Raw genomic sequence first — 18,668 nt, forward strand, 5'->3', positions numbered from 1 at the left:
TAAAAGTATCTTAAAAAAAGCTTAACAGTTCCTTTTTTTCAATGAAAGAATTACAACATCTCAACAAATATTTTTACAAGTATCGCTATAAACTCCTCGCAGGTATTGTCATCACTATAATAGCCCGTATATTTTTACTCTTCACCCCAGAATTGGTAGGCTCTTCAGTAGATATTATCGATGACTACAGAAAGGGAATTGTTACAGACATTGCCTTGGTAAAAAAGGAACTTATCCTTAACATTCTATACATTGTTGGAGCCGCCATTATAGGTGGGGTCTTTACATTTTTAATGAGACAGACCATTATTAATGTATCTAGGTACATAGAGTACGATTTAAAAAACGAAGTATACGGGCAGTACCAACGCCTCTCCTTGGATTTTTACAAATCCAACCGCACAGGAGATTTAATGAACCGTATAAGTGAAGATGTTGGAAAGGCCCGTGAATATGCCGGCCCTGCCATTATGTACAGTATCAATACCATTACACTGTTTATCATTGCCTTGTTTTTAATGTTTAAGTCGGCACCTATGTTGACTTTGTATACCATTATTCCACTTCCGGTACTTTCATATTTCATCTATATTCTAAGCAAAGCCATTCATAAACGGAGTACAATTGTACAAGTTTGGTTATCCAAGCTCAACACCTTTGCCCAAGAGTCCTTTAGTGGGGTTGGTGTCATAAAATCATACGGCATCGAACAGCAGGTATATGAGGATTTTGATAAACTCTCTGCAGAAAACCGGCAAAAAAATATTGATCTCACTAAGGTTCAAGCCTTGTTTTTTCCATTAATGATCTTACTAATTGGACTAAGTAATATTATCGTAATTTATATAGGCGGAAAGCAATACATCAACGGGGAAATTGAAAGTTTGGGTGTTATTGCCAAATTTATCATCTATGTCAATCTACTTACTTGGCCCGTAGCCACAGTTGGTTGGGTGACATCTGTAGTACAAAGAGCCGAAGCGTCTCAAAAACGCATCAATGAGTTTTTGAAATTGGAGCCTACCATAAAAAACAATACGCAGCACCACACCAATATCCAGGGAAATATCGAATTTCAGCATGTATCCTTTACTTACCCAGACACCAATATTCAAGCATTAAAGGATATTAGCTTTACCTTAAAGCAAGGAGAATCCCTGGCCATTCTTGGAAAGACTGGATCTGGAAAATCAACTATATTGGATCTCATTGGAAGACTTTATGATATTGATACAGGAACTATACTTATTGATGAAACCCCTATTGAACTGTTAAACCTTACAGATTTAAGGGACAGTATTGGCTATGTTCCACAGGATGCCTTTTTATTTTCGGACACTATTAAAAACAACATCAAGTTTGGAAAAGAAGATGCTACCGATGAGGAGGTGATTAATGCTGCCAAAAACTCTGATGTACATAAAAACATTATAGGCTTCTCAAAAGGCTATGATACCATATTAGGTGAACGAGGTATTACTTTATCCGGAGGGCAAAAACAACGTATTTCCATTGCTAGGGCCATTATAAAATCGCCAGAAATTTTGTTGTTTGACGACTGTCTCTCAGCCGTTGACACCGAAACAGAAGAGAAAATCCTAAAGAACCTTAATCGCGTTTCAAAAGGCAAAACTACTATAATTGTGAGCCATAGAATCTCCTCTGCAAAGAACGCCGACCACATTCTTGTCTTGGATGAAGGCGAGATCATTCAAAGAGGAAATCACGAAACTCTCTTAAATTCAGAAGGTTATTACAAAGACCTTTATTTAAAACAGCTCAGCGAAAAAGAAATATAACAAATTGTTGGTTTCTTAGCATTTTTTTTAGATTTTTGAGTCATTAATAGGAACTAATTTTTTAATATTAAAATCTTATGAGTGACCAAGGAATGATGGAAAAAGAGGAAATTTTTTCTAAAGTATTAAGAGCAGGAAGACGAACATATTTTTTTGACGTAAGAGCAACCAAAGCTGGAGATTACTACCTAACTATTACAGAAAGTAAAAAATTCACCAATGAGGATGGGTCTTTTCACTACAAAAAGCATAAAATTTATTTATACAAGGAAGATTTTGCTGAATTCAACGAAATCTTGAATGAAATGACAGATTATATTATTGATGAAAAAGGAGATGAAGTCATCAGCGAACGTCATCAAAAAAACTTCAAAAAAGACGATTACTATTCTAACGATGATATTGAAGAAGGAGGAACAAGCTATGAGACTTCTGCTTCAACGGGAAGCTTTACCGATGTCAACTTTGAAGATATTTAATCATTCGATTTTATCAAACATAACACTTAAAAGCCGCTACCGAAACGTAGCGGTTTTTTTATGGGCAATCCAATAAATTTACCTAGTAAAAACCTATAATTTAACCGCCAAAAGGGCTATAATAAAAATGATTGCCACATAGAGTCCCGCGATTGGCATTCCGAATATCCCTCCTATTATCAACGCAGACAATATCAAATAAAAAGGAACCAATGTCACAGCTACCGCAAAGCGAAACGTAGATATAAATTCCCGTTCCTTAATTTTAGGAAGCAAAGCATGTTTCCAAACCAAATACGGCGGAAATAGCACACATTTTAAAAGAACTCCAAAAAAACGCTTTACCAATCCATCATGCTTTCCCGTTTCCAAATTTGCTGAATCAAAATTACTGGACATATATTGGTTAGCGGCACTTGGGTTCAAAAAGTCAACCTTATCCCCTTCCAATTTCTGCAATGTATTTCCGTAGGATTCTGAGTCAATATGAGTAGTCAATTCACACAAGTCTTCATGTACCCTAGCTTTAAGCTGTTGTGCCATATTGGGGCCTTTCATGGTGTCTTTGGAAGTAACCTCGATAGTTTTCCCAAAATTTAAAAAGACACCATTGGCATAGCCTTCTGCATTTTCGTAATTGATGCCAACCGGAACCAATGATAATTTTGTATCTGGATAGCGCTCTAAAGTTTCAAAAACAATTCGGGTAAATCCTTTGCTCAATGGACGAACCATTCGCTTTAAATTATGGTTCCCTTCTGGAAAAATGGTCACCGCATGGTTAGTGTGCAGCAATTGAGAACAGGTTTTGAATATTTCATCATTTTTAGAAATAGTATTCCACCCATCTCGAACCCTATAAACTGGCAACATCCAAAGGCTTTTTAAAATTTTTGCCACCAAGGGATTATTGAACACACTGGCCCGGGTTAAAAAATAAGCAAACCTTCCATTTTTGGTTGCAATAATCAACGCATCCATTAAGGCGTTTTGATGATTACCCAAAAAGATGACAGCTTCATCCTTAGGAATGCTTTCCTGCATTACAACCGAAACCTTTCTATAATAAAAAAAGAGTCCCAGTTTAATGTAACTTCTTACTAAAAACAGCCAAACCTTGTTCAAACCACGCTAATTTTAGAAGAAACTTTAGACCAGTACAGCGCCAATGCCAAGCCAGAAATGATATGCCAAATACCCCAAAATGCCGCCATGATAGCCATACCGCCTAGCCCATGAAAGAAGGTAAATATCAACAGTAACCCTAATCCAGAATTTTGGATACCGGTTTCAATTGCTATGGTTTTTTGGTCCTTTGTAGACAGTCCAAAGAATTTGGCAATAACAAATCCCGTAAAGATTGCCAGCAAATTATGCCCGGAACCAATATAAACCACATGCGAGATGTAATTGTTGAACACATCCAAATTATTTGAAAACGCAATGATTACAATTGCTATAAACACAATTATTGAAAGGGGCTTCAGAAATTTTGAAAGTTTCTCAGCCAACCTCACATTTTTATAGCGTAAGGTCATACCCAAGATCAACGGGATTCCCAGGAGTAATACCACCAATTTCAACAACTCAAAAGGAGCCACTTCAACCGTCTTTAAAATCTCGGCTGTGGGCGGATATAGGTTTCCATAGAGCTGGAAATTCAAAGGTGTCATGACAATGGCCATTAAGGTCCCTAAAGCGGTTAAACTCACTGATAGCGCAGAGTTTCCATTGGCTAAATGGGTCATAAAATTTGATATATTCCCACCCGGACAAGCTGCTACCATCATCATTCCTAAGGCTATACTTGGTTGTGGATTAATAACCAGAATTACCAAAAAAGTTAATAGTGGTAGAATGATAAACTGTGAAAACAGCCCTACAAAAATCAATTTCGGCTGCTTGATAATATTTTTAAAGTCTTCTACGGAAATACCCAAAGCCACTCCAAACATGACTATGGCCAAAGCGATATTGAGCACCCATAGGTCATCATTGTTAAACTGGATTTGGACAGTATCTAATTCTTGCATATGCTTAAGCTACAGCGGAACCATTTATCACACGGTCTTCGGGATTCAACAATACTACATCCTTTCCGTTTACCGCTCCCAACAATAAACATTCGCTCATAAAATTGGCTATTTGTTTTTTTGGGAAATTCACAACGGCAACAATCTGCCTGTTCAACAATGCTGTTTTTGTGTATAAGGAAGTGATTTGAGCCGAAGACTTCTTAATTCCCAAGGCTCCAAAATCTATAGTAAGTTGATATGCCGGACGATGTGCTTTTGGGAAATCATTCACTTCAATTATGGTCCCAACACGCAGGTCCACTCTCGCAAAATCCTCAAAAGTTATGGCTTTGTTCATCCGGCAAAAATACAAACATATTTTAAATATCCTGCCGTATTGTTTATGAACATGTTATACAAATGCAGGCCAGCGATCCTTTCAGTTTGGCTAATTTTTAAGTAATTTTGAGTTTAATTCAATTGTTATGGCCAGAACACCTTCAAACATGCTCCCTTTGGGAACCACAGCTCCTCAGTTTACACTTTATGATACCGTAAGTGACACCAATCTTTCTTTGGATGATATAAAAGGTGTCAAGGGTACCGTCATCATGTTTATCTGCAACCACTGCCCTTTTGTAAAACACGTCAATGCCGAATTGTCTAAAATTGCCAAGGACTTCACCCCAAAAGGGATTAATTGGGCGGCAATTTCTAGCAATGATGTTGACAATTATCCAGAGGATCACCCCGACTTAATGAAGGAAACAGCTATTAATGAAGGGTATATTTTTCCTTATCTATATGATCAAACACAAAAAGTAGCCAAGGATTATGATGCTGCCTGCACCCCAGACTTTTATTTGTTTGATGATAATTTAAAGCTTGTGTACCGAGGCCAATTGGACGATTCAAGACCTGAAAACGGTATTCCTGTAACAGGAAAAGACCTTAGGGAAGCCATAAATGCATTGTTGAGCAATTCTCCTATTTCAGACAAACAAAAACCAAGTATTGGCTGTAACATTAAATGGAAAAAAGCTTAATAAAATCACTTAACCTACATTCAATTAACCACAACCACCAGCCATTTTAGGCTTCATATCTTATGAAATACGCATATCTTATCCTACTCTGTGTGATTTGCTTTAACTGCCAAAACACATCCACTCCAACACAATACAGACATACATTAAACCTGGAAGGTTCATGGCAATTTGCCTTGGACACGGCCAATGTTGGTATTTCCGAAAAGTGGTTCTCAATAGATTTAAAAGACAAAATTACCTTACCAGGAACTACAGATTCCAATAAAAAAGGCTTTATTAAGACAGATACCACCACCATGCACCTCAACCGTCCTTATACTTATGAAGGTGCTGCTTGGTATAGAAAAAAGGTAATCATTCCTGAAAATTTCAAGGATCAACATATAACGTTGTTTTTGGAACGCACAAAGCCTTCAAATGTTTGGATTGACAGCACACTTGTTGGGTCTTCTCAATTATTGCAAGCCCCTCAACAATTTGATGTGTCTTCCTATTTAAGTCCCGGGGAGCATTATATCACGCTTCAAATCAATAATGATTTAAAATTAACACCTTACGGCAACGTTCATATCTATACCGATGATACCCAAACCAACTGGAATGGAGTGATCGGAAAAATGTACTTGGAAGCCTCTGCCCAAACCTACATTTCCAACTTACAGGTATTTCCAAATATTGAAAAGAAAACTCTTGATGTAGAAATTGAAATAGAAAATGGCTCAGATCAAGTTTCCCTAGAACTTTTGGTGGAGAGTAGCATCAATGGCGCAACTACACAATTGAAGCCTCAGCAATTCATACTTACCAACAAGTCCAAAAATACGGTGAGCTATGCCTTTGAAAACGACATTGCTTTATGGGATGAATATGAGCAACCACTTTACAAGTTAACGGCCATTATTTCCAACGAAAACACCAAAGATGCGCAATCTGTAACTTTTGGAATGCGCGATTTTAAAGTTGACGGAAGACATTTTTCCATCAATGGACGCCAAACATTTTTAAGAGGAAAGCACGATGCAGCCGTATTTCCAATTACAGGACACACGCCTATGGATGTGGAGTCTTGGCGAAAAATCTATAAGATTGCTAAATCTTACGGCATCAACCATTACCGTTTCCACACCTACTGCCCTCCAGAAGCAGCCTTTACTGCAGCAGACCTAGAAGGTGTGTATCTTCAGGCAGAACTTCCATTTTGGGGAGGTTTGGAATCTGATACTATTGCTGCGCAATTGAAAGCCGAAGGAGAAGCCATGTTGAAAGCCTATGCCAATCACCCATCCTTCGTCATGTTTTCCCCTGGAAATGAAATTTGGAGCGGGCATGACAATGTTGAAAAACTAATGCTGTCTTTAAAAGATTACGACGGTCGCCCACTTTACACCATGGGATCTAACAATAATATTGGTTACGTCCCCCCTCGTGACTATGCCGAGTTTTTTGTAGGGGCCAGAACTCCTTTTGATGGCGATGCCAACAAAGCTCACACAAGATTAACACACGCCTTTGCCGATGCTAAGGATGGCGGAATTTTGAACACCCAAACACCTTCTACAAATTTCAATTTTGATTATTCGGTATCTCGTTTGGAGCTTCCAATTATAAGTCATGAAATTGGACAATACCAAATCTATCCTGATTACAAAGAAATTGAAAAATACACGGGTGTTTTAAAGGCTTGGAACCTTATCGAGTTTAAAAACAGACTTGAAAAAGTTGGTATGCTAGATTTGGATAGTGACTTCCAAAAGGCTTCAGGTGCTTGGTCGGCTATTTGCTATAAGGCAGAAATGGAAGCGGCACTTCGCACAAAGGACATGGCAGGTTTCCAACTTTTAGACCTTCAGGATTTCCCTGGTCAAGGAACAGCTTTGGTTGGTATTTTGGATGCTTTTATGGACAGTAAAGATGTGGTGACTCCTAAAACGTGGAAACAGTCCTGCAACGATGTGGTTCTGCTACTTGAATTCCCTAAATACATATGGACCAACAGTGAACATTTCACGGCTCAGTTAGATGTTGTTAACTATTCCAACAAGGCGATCACTGAAGGCATGCAATGGAAAGTTGAAAAAGAAAATGGCTTTGTTATGAACCAAGGCAATGTTAGCGCAACATCCATTTCCAATGACGGGTTATCGAATTTAGGAAAATTAAGTGTTGACTTGTCAAACATTGAAAAACCTGAAAGATTAAACGTTTTGGTGTTCATTCCAAATACGGAATACAGCAACTCCTATCCTATTTGGGTGTATCCTTCCAAAGAGAATATTGGAGTACCCGCTTCTATTTCCATTGTTGAAGACTTGAATACATCTGCTTTGAACAACCTAAAAAACGGCGGTACGGTTTTGTATTTCCCAAAAACATCATCTGTTGAAAAGAACAGTTTTCTAGGACACTTCCCTCCCGAATTTTGGAACTACGGCATGTTCAAGAGCATTAGCGAATCCAATAATAAACCCGTTTCGCCAGGAACACTTGGGTTACTTATGGATCCAAAACATCCAATATTTAATGCTTTCCCTACCGATTTTCATACCAATTGGCAATGGTTTTCAATGATCAAAAACAGTAATTCTCTGATATTAGATAATACAACCAATGATTATCGTCCTATTGTTCAAGTAGTTGACAATTTGGAACGCAACCACAAATTAGGCCTCATTTTCGAATTTAAGGTTGGTTCAGGAAAGTTATTGGTTTGTATGGCCCAATTGAACAAAATTGCAGACAAACCAGAAGCACGTCAATTATACCAATCCATTCTCAACTATATGGAATCTGAAGATTTTAATCCATCTAATGAAATATCTGCAGAAGAATTGACTTCTATATTTTATTAGAAAATTAGTAAAGGTTACCTTCAATTTTGTATTTTTAAATGTCCTGTTTCTTTTCGAATTGGACTTAAAAACCCTGATGGTAACCTTTACTTTTATGGAACGCTCAAAACAAATTGCCAATCGGTTTAGGGAGGTGATCCTATCTGGCGATTGGATTGCGAACACCAATTTAAAATCACTGCTCTCCGATGTCAATTGGCAAATGGCCATCACACCTGCTGGGCAACTCAACACCATAGGTGCTCTTACCCAACACATCCACTACTACATTGCTGGCACTCTAAATGTTTTACAAGGAGGAGACCTTTTAATAAAGGACAAATTCAGTTTTCATTTCCCTCCTATAACTTCTCAAAAAGATTGGGAGCAACGACTGAAAATAATCTTTGAAGATGCAGAAACCTTTGCCCTCGAAGTTGAAAAAATTTCCTCTAAGGATCTAGACAAAGTATTTGTAAAAGAGGCCTACGGAACCTACGAACGCAACATTGAAGCCATCATAGAACACAGCTATTATCATCTTGGGCAAATTTCATTATTAAAGAAATTAGTTTTATCGTCAAGGTAGAATTAGTTTCAATTATAAATGATTTTATAAAATTTAACAACCTTAACCTATTTCCTATTGAAATAAAATTTGGAAATTTCTTACATTAAAACTACTTTTCTCCTCGATATCAACCATAACTGTACTCTCATGCAAAAAAATCTACTTTATTTAATTTTCTTTTTATCCACTTTTGCAAATGCTTCTGTAATTACAGGAAGCGTTTTACTCGATGACAGCTCCGATCATAGTGGTATTACCATTAAATTTGTCCCTATTTCGCCTAGTGCTGTTTATGGTGAAACAACATCAAACTCAGATGGTACATTCAATGCAACCATTGAGAATGGAATTTATGATGTCACCTTTGAAAAAGAGGGCTATCAAACATACACCTTGAGCGACCAGTTCATCGCCGAAAACACAACACTTCCAAGCGTTGTTCTAAACTCCAATTCCGTAGTCAATGTGGGGATCCCAAGTCTAGTCCCTTCAAATGTCTCTGGAGTATGGACAAGTAACAACACCTATATTGTTAACGGAAATATTAAAGTACCCTCTGGAGCAACTCTTACCATTGAACCTGGAACCCTAATTAAATTCAGTGGTTACTATTCAGTTTTGGTTAACGGCACCTTAAATGCCATTGGAACTGAGGAAAATTACATTAGGTTTACTTCTCAAAATTCCAATCCTACAAATACTGACTGGAATAGCATAAACATTAATTCGAGTTCAAACTCAACTATTTTGAAATATTGTATCATTGAATATGGAAAAGAAGAGAATTCCGAGAATAAAGGAATAGTAAATATAGAAGCTGAAGCCACTATAGAAAACTGCATTATAAGACATAGTGATGAAAAAGGAATAAGTATTGGCAATGATGCAACAAATGTGAACATTTTAAACAATGAAATATCGGATTGTGATAGAGGTGTGTATTTCAATGATTCAACTAACCCCATTGCAATTATTGATGGTAACCGTATCTATGACAATGCCATTGGGATTTATACAGGTTGGGCAAATTACCAAACTGTAGTTCGTAACAATATCATTTCAGATTGTATAAATGGTATATCAACTTATACAAGCATTACTATCCACAACAATATTATTTTCGATTCAACTCAAGGGATTTCTGTTAATGGTAACCAACCTACCATAAGAAACAACACTATTTTTTCAAATTTAAAAGGAGTAAGTATTTATCATTCAGATGCATGGAACCCAAACCCTATAATAAACTCCAATATAATTATAAACAACAGTGTAAGCGGAATCATTTCAGAAGGAACTCCTGTTCCGAACTCTGTAACCTACAACCTTTTGTACAACAATGGAAATGATGTGAGCAATCTACCTATAGGAATCGGGACCATTGTAACCACCAATGACAATGGAACCCCATCAGACACTTATTACAATATCTTCTCTTCAGCTGATTTGATTTCTATGGATCCTCTAAACCCTGATTTTTGTAAATTAAATAATTCCTCTAGCGCCATTAATGCGGGCGATCCCGACATAGAGAACATTTATAATTCTACAATAATTGACATAGGTGCTAAGGAGAGTTCTGAAACTCTCTCTATAAACGATTTATTGGAAAATAATGTTTCCATTTTCCCTAATCCCATTTCAGACCATCTCAATATAAAAGCGCCAAAGAACCAGCAGTTCAATAAAATAATACTTTACAGCATGAATGGAAAAATGATAAATGAGTTCACCCTAGAGAATTTGACCAGTGAATACACAATAGAAAATTTAGAAAACTTAAATTCTGGAATTTATTTTTTAGGTCTTTTCAATAACAATTTTGAGCTCAATACAATTAAACTCTTGAAAAAATAAACTCCTTTGTTTAAATCAAAAAAATACTGCTACTTATATCTTCTTATAAACGGCAGTATTTTTTTTGCAAATTATTCGTCTCAGAACTCATTTCCTCAGCTTTATTCAATTTTGATTAAATTAGTTTCTAATGTCTATCATTTCATTAACCAACTATGCTGAAATTCTTTAAAAACATCAGAAGAACACTTCTGGATAAAAATAAATTGGGACAGTATTTAAAATATGCCTTGGGAGAAATTCTTCTTGTCGTTTTAGGGATTCTTATTGCGCTCCAAGTAAACAACTGGAATCAAGACCGAATTGAAAAACAACATACCTTGGATTACCTAAACGACTTGACAGTTGACATTGCATTGGATTTGGAAAACCTAGAGGACCACATTCAATTTCTGGATGATATGAGCAATAGAAAAAGAACACTTTTAAAGCAGATTTCGCATGAACATCTAGAAATGGATACCATTATCAAATTAGTCATGCCCATTTACCTCACCAAACCTATTATAGACAGAACCTACCAAAAATACAACTCCACAAACATTTCCAAACTTATTGACAATAAAGAGCTTTACAACAATATCAACACCTATTATACCACTGTTAAGAACAGATATCTTACCCATGTTATTTGGGATGAAAAATATACTTTGGAAGAGGCCGAATTTTGGTATTACAATGATGAATTTGAAAGCCGATACCTTGATGAAGACTTGCCATTTCTTCATAATGATTCTATCCAAAAATCCGTTTTGGAAGCACAGCTAAAATCTGTAAAAGGACGAAATTTGCTACGCACTAGTCTTTTCAGAAAAAAGCGCATCAAAACCTATGTGGTGGAAGTGCAAAATCGGGCATTGGAACTATCCAACGATATCAAGGATTACCTAGAAGCATCCGGCTATTACAATTAGACCTTATCTCAAAAGGCTAAAATGCCCTCTTAAGGTTCTAGTTTGCCCATTTAAACGTATCAATTGGGCTTCAAACCAATAATCGGTAGCAGGTAAAGGCACTCCATTAAAGGTACCGTCCCATCCTGAACCTGAAGGTTTGATTACGGCCATGAGCTTTCCGTAGCGGTCAAAAATATTAACGGTAGATTTTTCGGAAAAGGACTCATTAAATCCTTTAATATTCCAAACGTCGTTATAAGTATCTCCATTCGGACTGAAAAACTTCGCATAACCTACTACAAAAATCTCCAATTGGGCGATGCCACAACCATTCTTATCACGAACATACAAGATATGTTCTCCTGCAGCAACCTCATCAAAATAAGGGTCGTTCTGGAAACTTGAAAACTCATCATCCAAGGCGTATTCATAATCTCCTATACCCAAACCGTTGGGGTTAATAGAAACGGTATTATTATTTGAAAAATCCTGAATCGTTATATCTTCCTCATCCAATTCTGCAACCGAAGATTCTATGACTGTTACCACACTAGGTTCTGATTGACAACCATATTCCGAAGTCGCAACTACCGAGTACATTCCTCCCGAAGCAACAGTAACCGAAGGTGCATTAGAAATAACAGTACCACTGCTATCGGTCCACTCATAGGTGTAACTACCGTTAGGGTTTGTCACCATCAAAGTAACAGGATCTCCTTCCAAACAATAAATGACTTCATCGTCGGTATCAAATTGAGGCAAAGTATAGACTTCCAACATCAAGTGAGGTCCAACCCCAAAACAGTCACCATTGTCATCGCTTTCAACCCTAACATACAATAATTGCGCATCAGGAGTTTCATTGGTATAAGGTTCGGAGGCATCGATTTCATTTTGCTCGAGTTGGGCATCTGCTAGATTTTGATAGTAATGAACACTTAAATTTTGCCCTGTTGGAAATTGGTCCAAAAACACCTGTGACATCTGGCTTAAATCGAATTCATAAAAACCATCACCATCGTCATCACAATACTCTAAAGTTTCCATATAACCGTCCTGAAACGAAGTTGTGGACACCTCTAATGTAATGGCTGAAACCCGAAAACACCCATTTGCGGAAACAACCCTTGCAAACACTTCTTCCGAAACAGCATTGTTAAAGGGCACGGGATCAACTGCCGCAATGCCTACATTGGCATCGCTCAAATTCAGGTGATAGGAAATTTCAAATGCTTCTGAACTTTCGCCAACCAAAACTTCATTAATTTCATTCAGATTGAAATTGGTATAGCCATCTGAAAGTCCATCTTCATCGCAATTTTTGAAGACCAAACTTGAAACAACTTCTGGTAAAGCATTTACTTGAATGCCAAAACTCCCTTCCGAATAACACCCATCCTCCTGCAAATTGGTAACTCGAACATAAATAGTTTGAGTATTTGCAACTGTATTTTCAAAATTATCAGGAGCAGTGATTTCCTGTGAAAATGCCGCATCCAAAAAATATGAGAAACTATAATCCGAGGCGGGAGCCCCATTCAAAATCACAGATTCATTTTGGGTTAAATCGAAACTTGAAATACCATTAGTATCATCGCCATCTAAATTGGAATCACAAACTTCTAAAGCCGAAATATCATTTGGTACCTGAGGCGTTTCAAAAAGAACTACAGTCACCATGGTACGGATAGAACTTTCGCAACCATCAATAGTTTGGGAAGCATAATAGCTCATACCATTCTCTAAGTTTTGTGAAGCTGCTAAAGGCGTCCCTCCTATTTCAGTTGCATACCAAGTAACGGTAGTTCCTTCAACTTGCAAATCTGCAATAGTAGTATTCTCTAAAGTACAAAAAACCTGTTCCGCATCCGCAACTGGAGATGGCGTATCTTGAACCGTCAAGGTCACGGGAACTCTGTTTTCACTTATACAATCGTTATATTGAGCTTCGGCATAAAATGTTGTGGTCTCACTAAGTTCTGGTGTTGTAAAAGAATTTCCTGTCCCCACTACATTACCACCAACCATGGCATCATACCAAAAAACAGTTCCTTGGGAAGGGGTTGCGCTAAGTACGCCACTGCCCGATCCACCACAAATAATGGCTTCACTATAATCTGTTATGGTAGGAATTTCAACTACCGTGGCAACAACAGGCTCTTTAATTCCATTAGGACATCCGTTAATGGAAGCCAATACATAATAAGTGGTTGTTACTGAAATTTCTGGGGTTGTGAACATCAATCCTGAAGCTATAGAAGTTCCATTTGGATCATCAAACCACAATACTGTCCCTCCCGAAGAAACGGCTTCCAATTCCACGGAACCCGAACCACAAACCGTAGCACCAACAACATTCACAATTTCAGGAATGGTAATTTTGGTGCTCGCTGATATATCCACTTCCGGATCGCCCGGCATGCCTCCATATTCAATTATATAACCCTTTGGCTGATAATCTCCCGAAGTATCCCCTGCATTAGGCAAATCGTTCCAAGATCCTGGAACTCCAACTCCCGGAGCCGTGACATGGGCATAATCTTCATTGTTTAAATTATTGGGCTCTCCTGTGTTCCAAAAAGCATAGTTGGGTGTAGATCCGTTCACACCTCCATTCCAAAACACCATACCTTCTTCTGGTCCCGTCATCCATTTCCAAGTGCCTTCGGACTCTACATCACTACCACCTATCCATCCAGCTCCGGCAGCTTGCTCCCCTGATAATTGTGCTTCTTCGGCAGATGTGATGGTGGCCAAATACCCTTGAAGCCCGTAATATGTGCTACTTTCCGCAGCAGCTTTTGCCGCTGTCCACGTGATTCCTAAATTTGGAACATACTCATAATAATGTCCTGTAGAGGGTAAAAAGTTGGCATCACCTACGGTAAATGAGAAATACTTTTCCCCAGACACATTGGCCGTGTTACTTTGGTACATTACATCATTAACAGCCGTAATCAAATCTGCGTAAGTTGGTTCTGCCGTACCAACTCCTGTCAAAGTCAGCTTTCCTTGATTGGCATCCCAACTAGTAGAAATGTTAGGGTGGCTTCCTGTTAAGACCAAATTATCAATACCCTGCTGATAGCCCGTAGATATTTGAATGTAGAGTGCCTCTACACTAGTATCGTCGGGATCGACAATATCAAAACTGGTGACAATGTTAATTTGCGACAAGGGGCAGTAATCCTGATCGCCTTCGGCTTCAATGGTAGGAGGCACATTACCTTGGGCAGCACAAAAAATAGGTAAAAAAACTAGGAATAGGAATATATGTATTTTTGGGATCACAAACGCTTTGTAAAAATTTACTGTAAATTTACATTAAAAATTCAGCAATTATCCCCTCCCTAAAATAAGATTTAAGCAAAAACCATTAAAAAATATGGAAAAGTCTCAATGTTGTAAAAAATCTATGCATTTTTAGCCTCTATCCACTTGCTCATAAACTTCGTACTTTGCATACTGTGGTGCAACAACAAGGAGCCAATAAAGTTTTGTTGTCTGTGAAGAGGCAAAATTTTTAATAGTTCCTCTACCCGATTCATAAATGGCATCTCAAACTTGGATTTCATAAACCGTTTTTTCAAACATTCAAAACCTTGTTCTTGACTTTGCTCCCAGAACACCTTATCATTGTACAAACACACTGCTTGGTCTGCAAATTCTTGAGGTGTTGCTACAATAAAACCATTGGGAGGCAATTGGCCAAACATCCCCTCAGCAGCAATTGCACTCATCACGCAAGGCGTTCCGTTCAACATAGCATCTATTAATTTCCCCTTAAGTCCAGCCCCGAATTGCAGAGGAACCAAACACACTTTGGCACTTTGCATTACCTCATCAACTTCGGCGGCTACTCCCATAATTAAAAAGCCTTCTTTTTCATTTTGTAACTGAAACACTTTTTGGGAGGGATAGGCACCATATACATGTAATTCTGCTTTAGGCAATTGCTTTCTTATCAATGGCCAGATTGTAGTTTTTAAATACAACACCATATTGTAATTGGGCTCATGTAAAAAATTGCCAATAGTTACAAAATGTTGTCGTGCTTCAAACGAAGGTAAATCATGTAAAGATTTGCTAGGGATTTCATCGAGAAGAAACGGTAAATAATGTAATATTGAAGGTTCTATTTTGAATGTATTGGTAAGCAAGTCCATTTCTACTTCTGAAATGATCAAACTTAAGTCACAGCGATAAATACTGGCTATTTCCCTTTTGGCTGTATCATTGAACAGATAACTATTATCAAATTCCTTTCCTTCTTTTAAAGCTTGCTGTCTTCCGCGGCGCAGACAATGCAAATCTTCAGTATCTAAAATTCGTAAAGCGTTTGGGCATTGCTCTGCTACACGCCAACCGAATTGTTCCTCAGCCAAAAACCGATCGAACAACACAATATCGGGATGCAATTCCTTGACAAAAGTGTCAAAACTTGAGCTGTTCAGCTCTATAGCTTTTACTGTAACACCAATGCTTTCTAAATCAAAAGCATTATCGGTTTTGGCCGTTGCCGTTGCGAAGGTTATCTGGTAATTCTGTTGAAGAAAACTAAAAATTAATTGCATCATTCGGCTTCCCGCTGCCGAACTTTTGGGTTCGGGCCACACGAAGCCGATAATAAGCAGTTGTTTCATTAATCGTTGCTGGTAATTTGAGCTTGGTATTGGGTGCGCAATTGCTTGGCCCAAGTATTAAGAGCTATTATTTGGGCCTCGGTAAGGTTGGCTTCACCATGAGTCCATGTATATGATGGCAAAGGCATTTTGCCTTCTTCAACTTCTTCTATCAATTCATCCAATTTATGGTCCTTTTTCTTCACAGAATAGTCATTCCAAGCAGAGAAATTCAAATGTTTCTTACCATCTTCTACATGCTCTCCCATCCAAAAGTTCACTGGAGTAATATTGTTATACCAAGGATACCTAGTTACATCACTATGACAGTCATAACAACTTTCCTTTAAAATGACTTTTACATCTTCAGGAGGATTGGTTTCAGTTAAAAAAGGCTCCAAAGAAGCAAGGTCTCCCTCATTCTTTTCAGGACCAAAAAACTGAGCCACAACAACAAGGACTAAAAGTACCAATAAGATTTTCTTGAATATTTTCATTTTAGTTATTTTTAGGATTTAAAAATAACAATAAATAGTGACTTCAGCTCAACTCTACGACGAATTAAATTTTGTCAACCATTCCCGCGAAAAGCGCTTGTATTATGCCAATTTGGTGATCTCTACCCCTACACTTATTCCTAAATTATTGGATATTTTGTTTATGGTGGGTGACAAGGTTTCCTGTAGGGCCGCTTGGGTTTTGGAGTTTGTAGGTGGAGAAGATTTGGAGGCCTTGATTCCATTCCTAGATAGGTTTACGGAAGATATGGGTAAGGTGCATTTAGATTCGGCTGTAAGGCCTGTAGCCAAATTATGTGAATACCTGATTAAAGCCTATTACGACAAAACTCCAAACCGTATCCAAACCGAATTGTCCCCAACCCATAGGGAACGCATTATTGAAGTCTGTTTTGACTATATGATAAATGATCAAAAAATTGCACCAAAGGCCTATGCCATGCATACCCTTTTTCTGTTAGGCAAGGATTACGATTGGATCCATCCGGAACTTGCCATAATCTTGGAGCGTGATTTTCAGTCTCAAAGTGCTGGTTACAAAGCCCGAGCACGACATATTCTCAAAAAAATAAAATCTTAGATTTTGTAAAGAAAAGTCGCCCCAATTCTTCCAAAAACTTCATAATCTGCACTTCGGTCTTACACCTAAAAAGATTATCTTTGCAACTTCTAAAAAAACATACATCATGTCTTTATCACCATTAAATGCCATCTCTCCAATTGATGGGAGATACCGAAGTAAAGCAGAAGCGCTTGCTCCATATTTTTCTGAAGAAGCGTTAATTAAATATCGTGTTCAGGTAGAAATTGAATATTTTATCGCGCTTTGCGAAATTCCTCTACCCCAACTTGCCGATTTTGACGCCACGCTATTTGATAAGTTAAGAGCTATATACCTAAATTTCTCATCGGAAGATGCTCTTAAAATTAAAGACATTGAAAGCATTACCAATCACGACGTTAAGGCTGTTGAATATTTTATCAAAGAACAGTTTGATGCTCTTGACATTGCCAAATACAAGGAGTTTATCCACTTTGGACTAACGTCTCAAGATATCAACAACACGGCTATTCCTTTAAGCATCAAGGAAGCCATGAACGACGTTTACGTTCCTGAATATTTTAGTGTTGTAAACAAATTAAAAGAACTTGTAGAGGAATGGGCAGAAATCCCTATGTTGGCAAGAACTCACGGTCAGCCAGCGTCTCCTACGCGTTTAGGTAAGGAAATTAACGTATTTGTAGTACGGCTTGAAGAACAATTGGCCTTGTTGAACGATATCCCAAGTGCGGCTAAATTTGGTGGCGCTACAGGAAACTACAATGCCCACAAAGTAGCTTACCCAAATATTGACTGGAAAGAATTTGGAGGGCAGTTTGTACAGAAGAAATTAGGATTGTATCACTCCTTCCCAACGACTCAAATTGAGCATTACGATCACATGGCGGCTCTTTTTGACACTTTGAAAAGAATCAACAACATCTTGATTGATTTGGACAGAGATATATGGACTTATGTATCTATGGACTATTTCAAGCAAAAAATCAAAAAAGGAGAAGTTGGAAGTAGCGCAATGCCGCATAAAGTTAACCCAATTGATTTTGAAAACTCTGAAGGTAACCTAGGAATTGCCAATGCTATTTTTGAGCACTTGGCTGCTAAATTACCTATTTCTCGTCTACAAAGAGACTTGACCGACAGTACGGTTTTACGTAATGTTGGGGTTCCTTTTGGACATACCATTATTGGATTTAAGGCTACGCTGAAAGGATTGAACAAACTATTGTTGAACGATGCTAAGTTTGCTCAAGACCTAGAAAACAACTGGGCGGTAGTTGCCGAAGCTATTCAAACTATTTTGAGAAGAGAAGGCTATCCTAATCCTTACGAAGCGTTAAAGGGACTTACCAGAACCAATGAAAAGATTACTAAAACGTCTATTTCAAATTTTATTGATACCTTAGAGGTGTCTGAAGAAATCAAGGACGAATTAAAAGTAATCACGCCATCTAATTATACTGGTATTTAATTTG

General features: G+C 37.8%; 15 protein-coding genes. 9 read left to right on the top strand and 6 right to left on the bottom strand.

Going from position 1 to position 18,668, the window contains the following annotated elements:
* Positions 1-41: 41 nt before the first annotated feature.
* Both ZA05_RS03450 and ZA05_RS03455 read left to right on the top strand, forming a co-directional pair.
* Positions 42-1,799, top strand: coding sequence for an ABC transporter ATP-binding protein (locus ZA05_RS03450; protein WP_053990290.1), 1,758 nt, complete (start codon positions 42-44; stop codon positions 1,797-1,799).
* Between the two features lie 77 nt (positions 1,800-1,876).
* A complete protein-coding gene (locus tag ZA05_RS03455) occupies positions 1,877-2,278 on the top strand; it encodes a PUR family DNA/RNA-binding protein (RefSeq protein ID WP_053990291.1) in 402 nt (133 codons plus the stop codon).
* Positions 2,279-2,371: 93 nt separating this feature from the next.
* On the opposite strand, the gene ZA05_RS03460 is transcribed toward ZA05_RS03455, so the two are convergent.
* Genes ZA05_RS03460 through ZA05_RS03470 form a run of 3 tightly spaced genes read right to left on the bottom strand, consistent with a single transcriptional unit; the run spans position 2,372 to position 4,651 of the window.
* The gene (locus ZA05_RS03460; protein ID WP_231632426.1) at positions 2,372-3,403 is read right to left on the bottom strand and encodes a 1-acyl-sn-glycerol-3-phosphate acyltransferase; all 1,032 of its coding nucleotides are present in this window, start codon (positions 3,401-3,403) and stop codon (positions 2,372-2,374) included.
* Positions 3,400-4,311 (bottom strand): bile acid:sodium symporter family protein, encoded by a 912-nt coding sequence (locus ZA05_RS03465; protein WP_053990292.1) that lies wholly within the window; start codon positions 4,309-4,311, stop codon positions 3,400-3,402. The genes ZA05_RS03460 and ZA05_RS03465 overlap by 4 nt, the downstream gene beginning before the upstream one ends.
* Positions 4,312-4,315: 4 nt before the next feature.
* Positions 4,316-4,651 (bottom strand): tRNA-binding protein, encoded by a 336-nt coding sequence (locus ZA05_RS03470; protein WP_053990293.1) that lies wholly within the window; start codon positions 4,649-4,651, stop codon positions 4,316-4,318.
* Between the two features lie 127 nt (positions 4,652-4,778).
* On the opposite strand from ZA05_RS03470, the gene ZA05_RS03475 reads away from it, so the two are divergent.
* The 5 genes from ZA05_RS03475 to ZA05_RS03495 all read left to right on the top strand — a co-directional run bounded on the left by ZA05_RS03475 (position 4,779) and on the right by ZA05_RS03495 (position 11,512).
* Positions 4,779-5,339: a thioredoxin family protein gene (locus ZA05_RS03475; RefSeq protein WP_053990294.1), complete on the top strand. Its 561-nt coding sequence runs from the start codon at positions 4,779-4,781 to the stop codon at positions 5,337-5,339.
* Positions 5,340-5,401: 62 nt separating this feature from the next.
* On the top strand, positions 5,402-8,191 hold the full coding sequence (locus tag ZA05_RS03480) for a sugar-binding domain-containing protein (RefSeq protein ID WP_053990295.1): 2,790 nt from the start codon (positions 5,402-5,404) through the stop codon (positions 8,189-8,191).
* 94 nt (positions 8,192-8,285) lie between these two features.
* The gene (locus ZA05_RS03485) at positions 8,286-8,759 is read left to right on the top strand and encodes a hypothetical protein (protein ID WP_053990398.1); all 474 of its coding nucleotides are present in this window, start codon (positions 8,286-8,288) and stop codon (positions 8,757-8,759) included.
* 129 nt (positions 8,760-8,888) lie between these two features.
* A complete protein-coding gene (locus ZA05_RS03490; protein ID WP_053990296.1) occupies positions 8,889-10,598 on the top strand; it encodes a right-handed parallel beta-helix repeat-containing protein in 1,710 nt (569 codons plus the stop codon).
* A 155-nt stretch (positions 10,599-10,753) separates the two neighbouring features.
* A complete protein-coding gene (locus tag ZA05_RS03495) occupies positions 10,754-11,512 on the top strand; it encodes a DUF6090 family protein (RefSeq protein WP_053990297.1) in 759 nt (252 codons plus the stop codon).
* 3 nt (positions 11,513-11,515) lie between these two features.
* Here the strand turns inward: ZA05_RS03495 and ZA05_RS03500 are convergent, their stop codons facing one another.
* The 3 genes from ZA05_RS03500 to ZA05_RS03510 form a co-directional block, all read right to left on the bottom strand.
* Positions 11,516-14,716, bottom strand: coding sequence for a T9SS type B sorting domain-containing protein (locus ZA05_RS03500; protein ID WP_157514496.1), 3,201 nt, complete (start codon positions 14,714-14,716; stop codon positions 11,516-11,518).
* 191 nt (positions 14,717-14,907) lie between these two features.
* Entirely contained in the window at positions 14,908-16,137 is a 1,230-nt protein-coding gene (locus ZA05_RS03505; protein ID WP_053990299.1) for a glycosyltransferase, read from the bottom strand.
* Complete coding sequence (locus ZA05_RS03510) at positions 16,137-16,613, bottom strand: heme-binding domain-containing protein (protein ID WP_053990300.1); 477 nt, start codon at positions 16,611-16,613, stop codon at positions 16,137-16,139. The genes ZA05_RS03505 and ZA05_RS03510 overlap by 1 nt, the downstream gene beginning before the upstream one ends.
* 37 nt (positions 16,614-16,650) lie before the next feature.
* Here ZA05_RS03510 and ZA05_RS03515 point away from each other — a divergent pair, with 37 nt between their 5' ends.
* A complete protein-coding gene (locus ZA05_RS03515; protein WP_053990301.1) occupies positions 16,651-17,214 on the top strand; it encodes a hypothetical protein in 564 nt (187 codons plus the stop codon).
* A 106-nt stretch (positions 17,215-17,320) separates the two neighbouring features.
* Positions 17,321-18,664 (top strand): adenylosuccinate lyase, encoded by a 1,344-nt coding sequence (purB, locus tag ZA05_RS03520; protein WP_053990302.1) that lies wholly within the window; start codon positions 17,321-17,323, stop codon positions 18,662-18,664.
* The last annotated feature ends 4 nt before the right edge of the window (positions 18,665-18,668 follow it).

Source organism: Mangrovimonas sp. TPBH4, assembly GCF_001280505.1.
Taxonomy (GTDB): Bacteria; Bacteroidota; Bacteroidia; order Flavobacteriales; family Flavobacteriaceae; genus Mangrovimonas_A.

Coding starts and splice junctions, on each gene's coding strand:
- ZA05_RS03450 (WP_053990290.1), top strand. CDS start 42: ATGAAAGAATTACAACATCTCAACAAATATTTTTACAAGTATCGCTAT.
- ZA05_RS03455 (WP_053990291.1), top strand. CDS start 1,877: ATGAGTGACCAAGGAATGATGGAAAAAGAGGAAATTTTTTCTAAAGTA.
- ZA05_RS03465 (WP_053990292.1), bottom strand. CDS start 4,311: ATGCAAGAATTAGATACTGTCCAAATCCAGTTTAACAATGATGACCTA.
- ZA05_RS03470 (WP_053990293.1), bottom strand. CDS start 4,651: ATGAACAAAGCCATAACTTTTGAGGATTTTGCGAGAGTGGACCTGCGT.
- ZA05_RS03475 (WP_053990294.1), top strand. CDS start 4,779: ATGGCCAGAACACCTTCAAACATGCTCCCTTTGGGAACCACAGCTCCT.
- ZA05_RS03480 (WP_053990295.1), top strand. CDS start 5,402: ATGAAATACGCATATCTTATCCTACTCTGTGTGATTTGCTTTAACTGC.
- ZA05_RS03485 (WP_053990398.1), top strand. CDS start 8,286: ATGGAACGCTCAAAACAAATTGCCAATCGGTTTAGGGAGGTGATCCTA.
- ZA05_RS03490 (WP_053990296.1), top strand. CDS start 8,889: ATGCAAAAAAATCTACTTTATTTAATTTTCTTTTTATCCACTTTTGCA.
- ZA05_RS03495 (WP_053990297.1), top strand. CDS start 10,754: ATGCTGAAATTCTTTAAAAACATCAGAAGAACACTTCTGGATAAAAAT.
- ZA05_RS03505 (WP_053990299.1), bottom strand. CDS start 16,137: ATGAAACAACTGCTTATTATCGGCTTCGTGTGGCCCGAACCCAAAAGT.
- ZA05_RS03510 (WP_053990300.1), bottom strand. CDS start 16,613: ATGAAAATATTCAAGAAAATCTTATTGGTACTTTTAGTCCTTGTTGTT.
- purB (WP_053990302.1), top strand. CDS start 17,321: ATGTCTTTATCACCATTAAATGCCATCTCTCCAATTGATGGGAGATAC.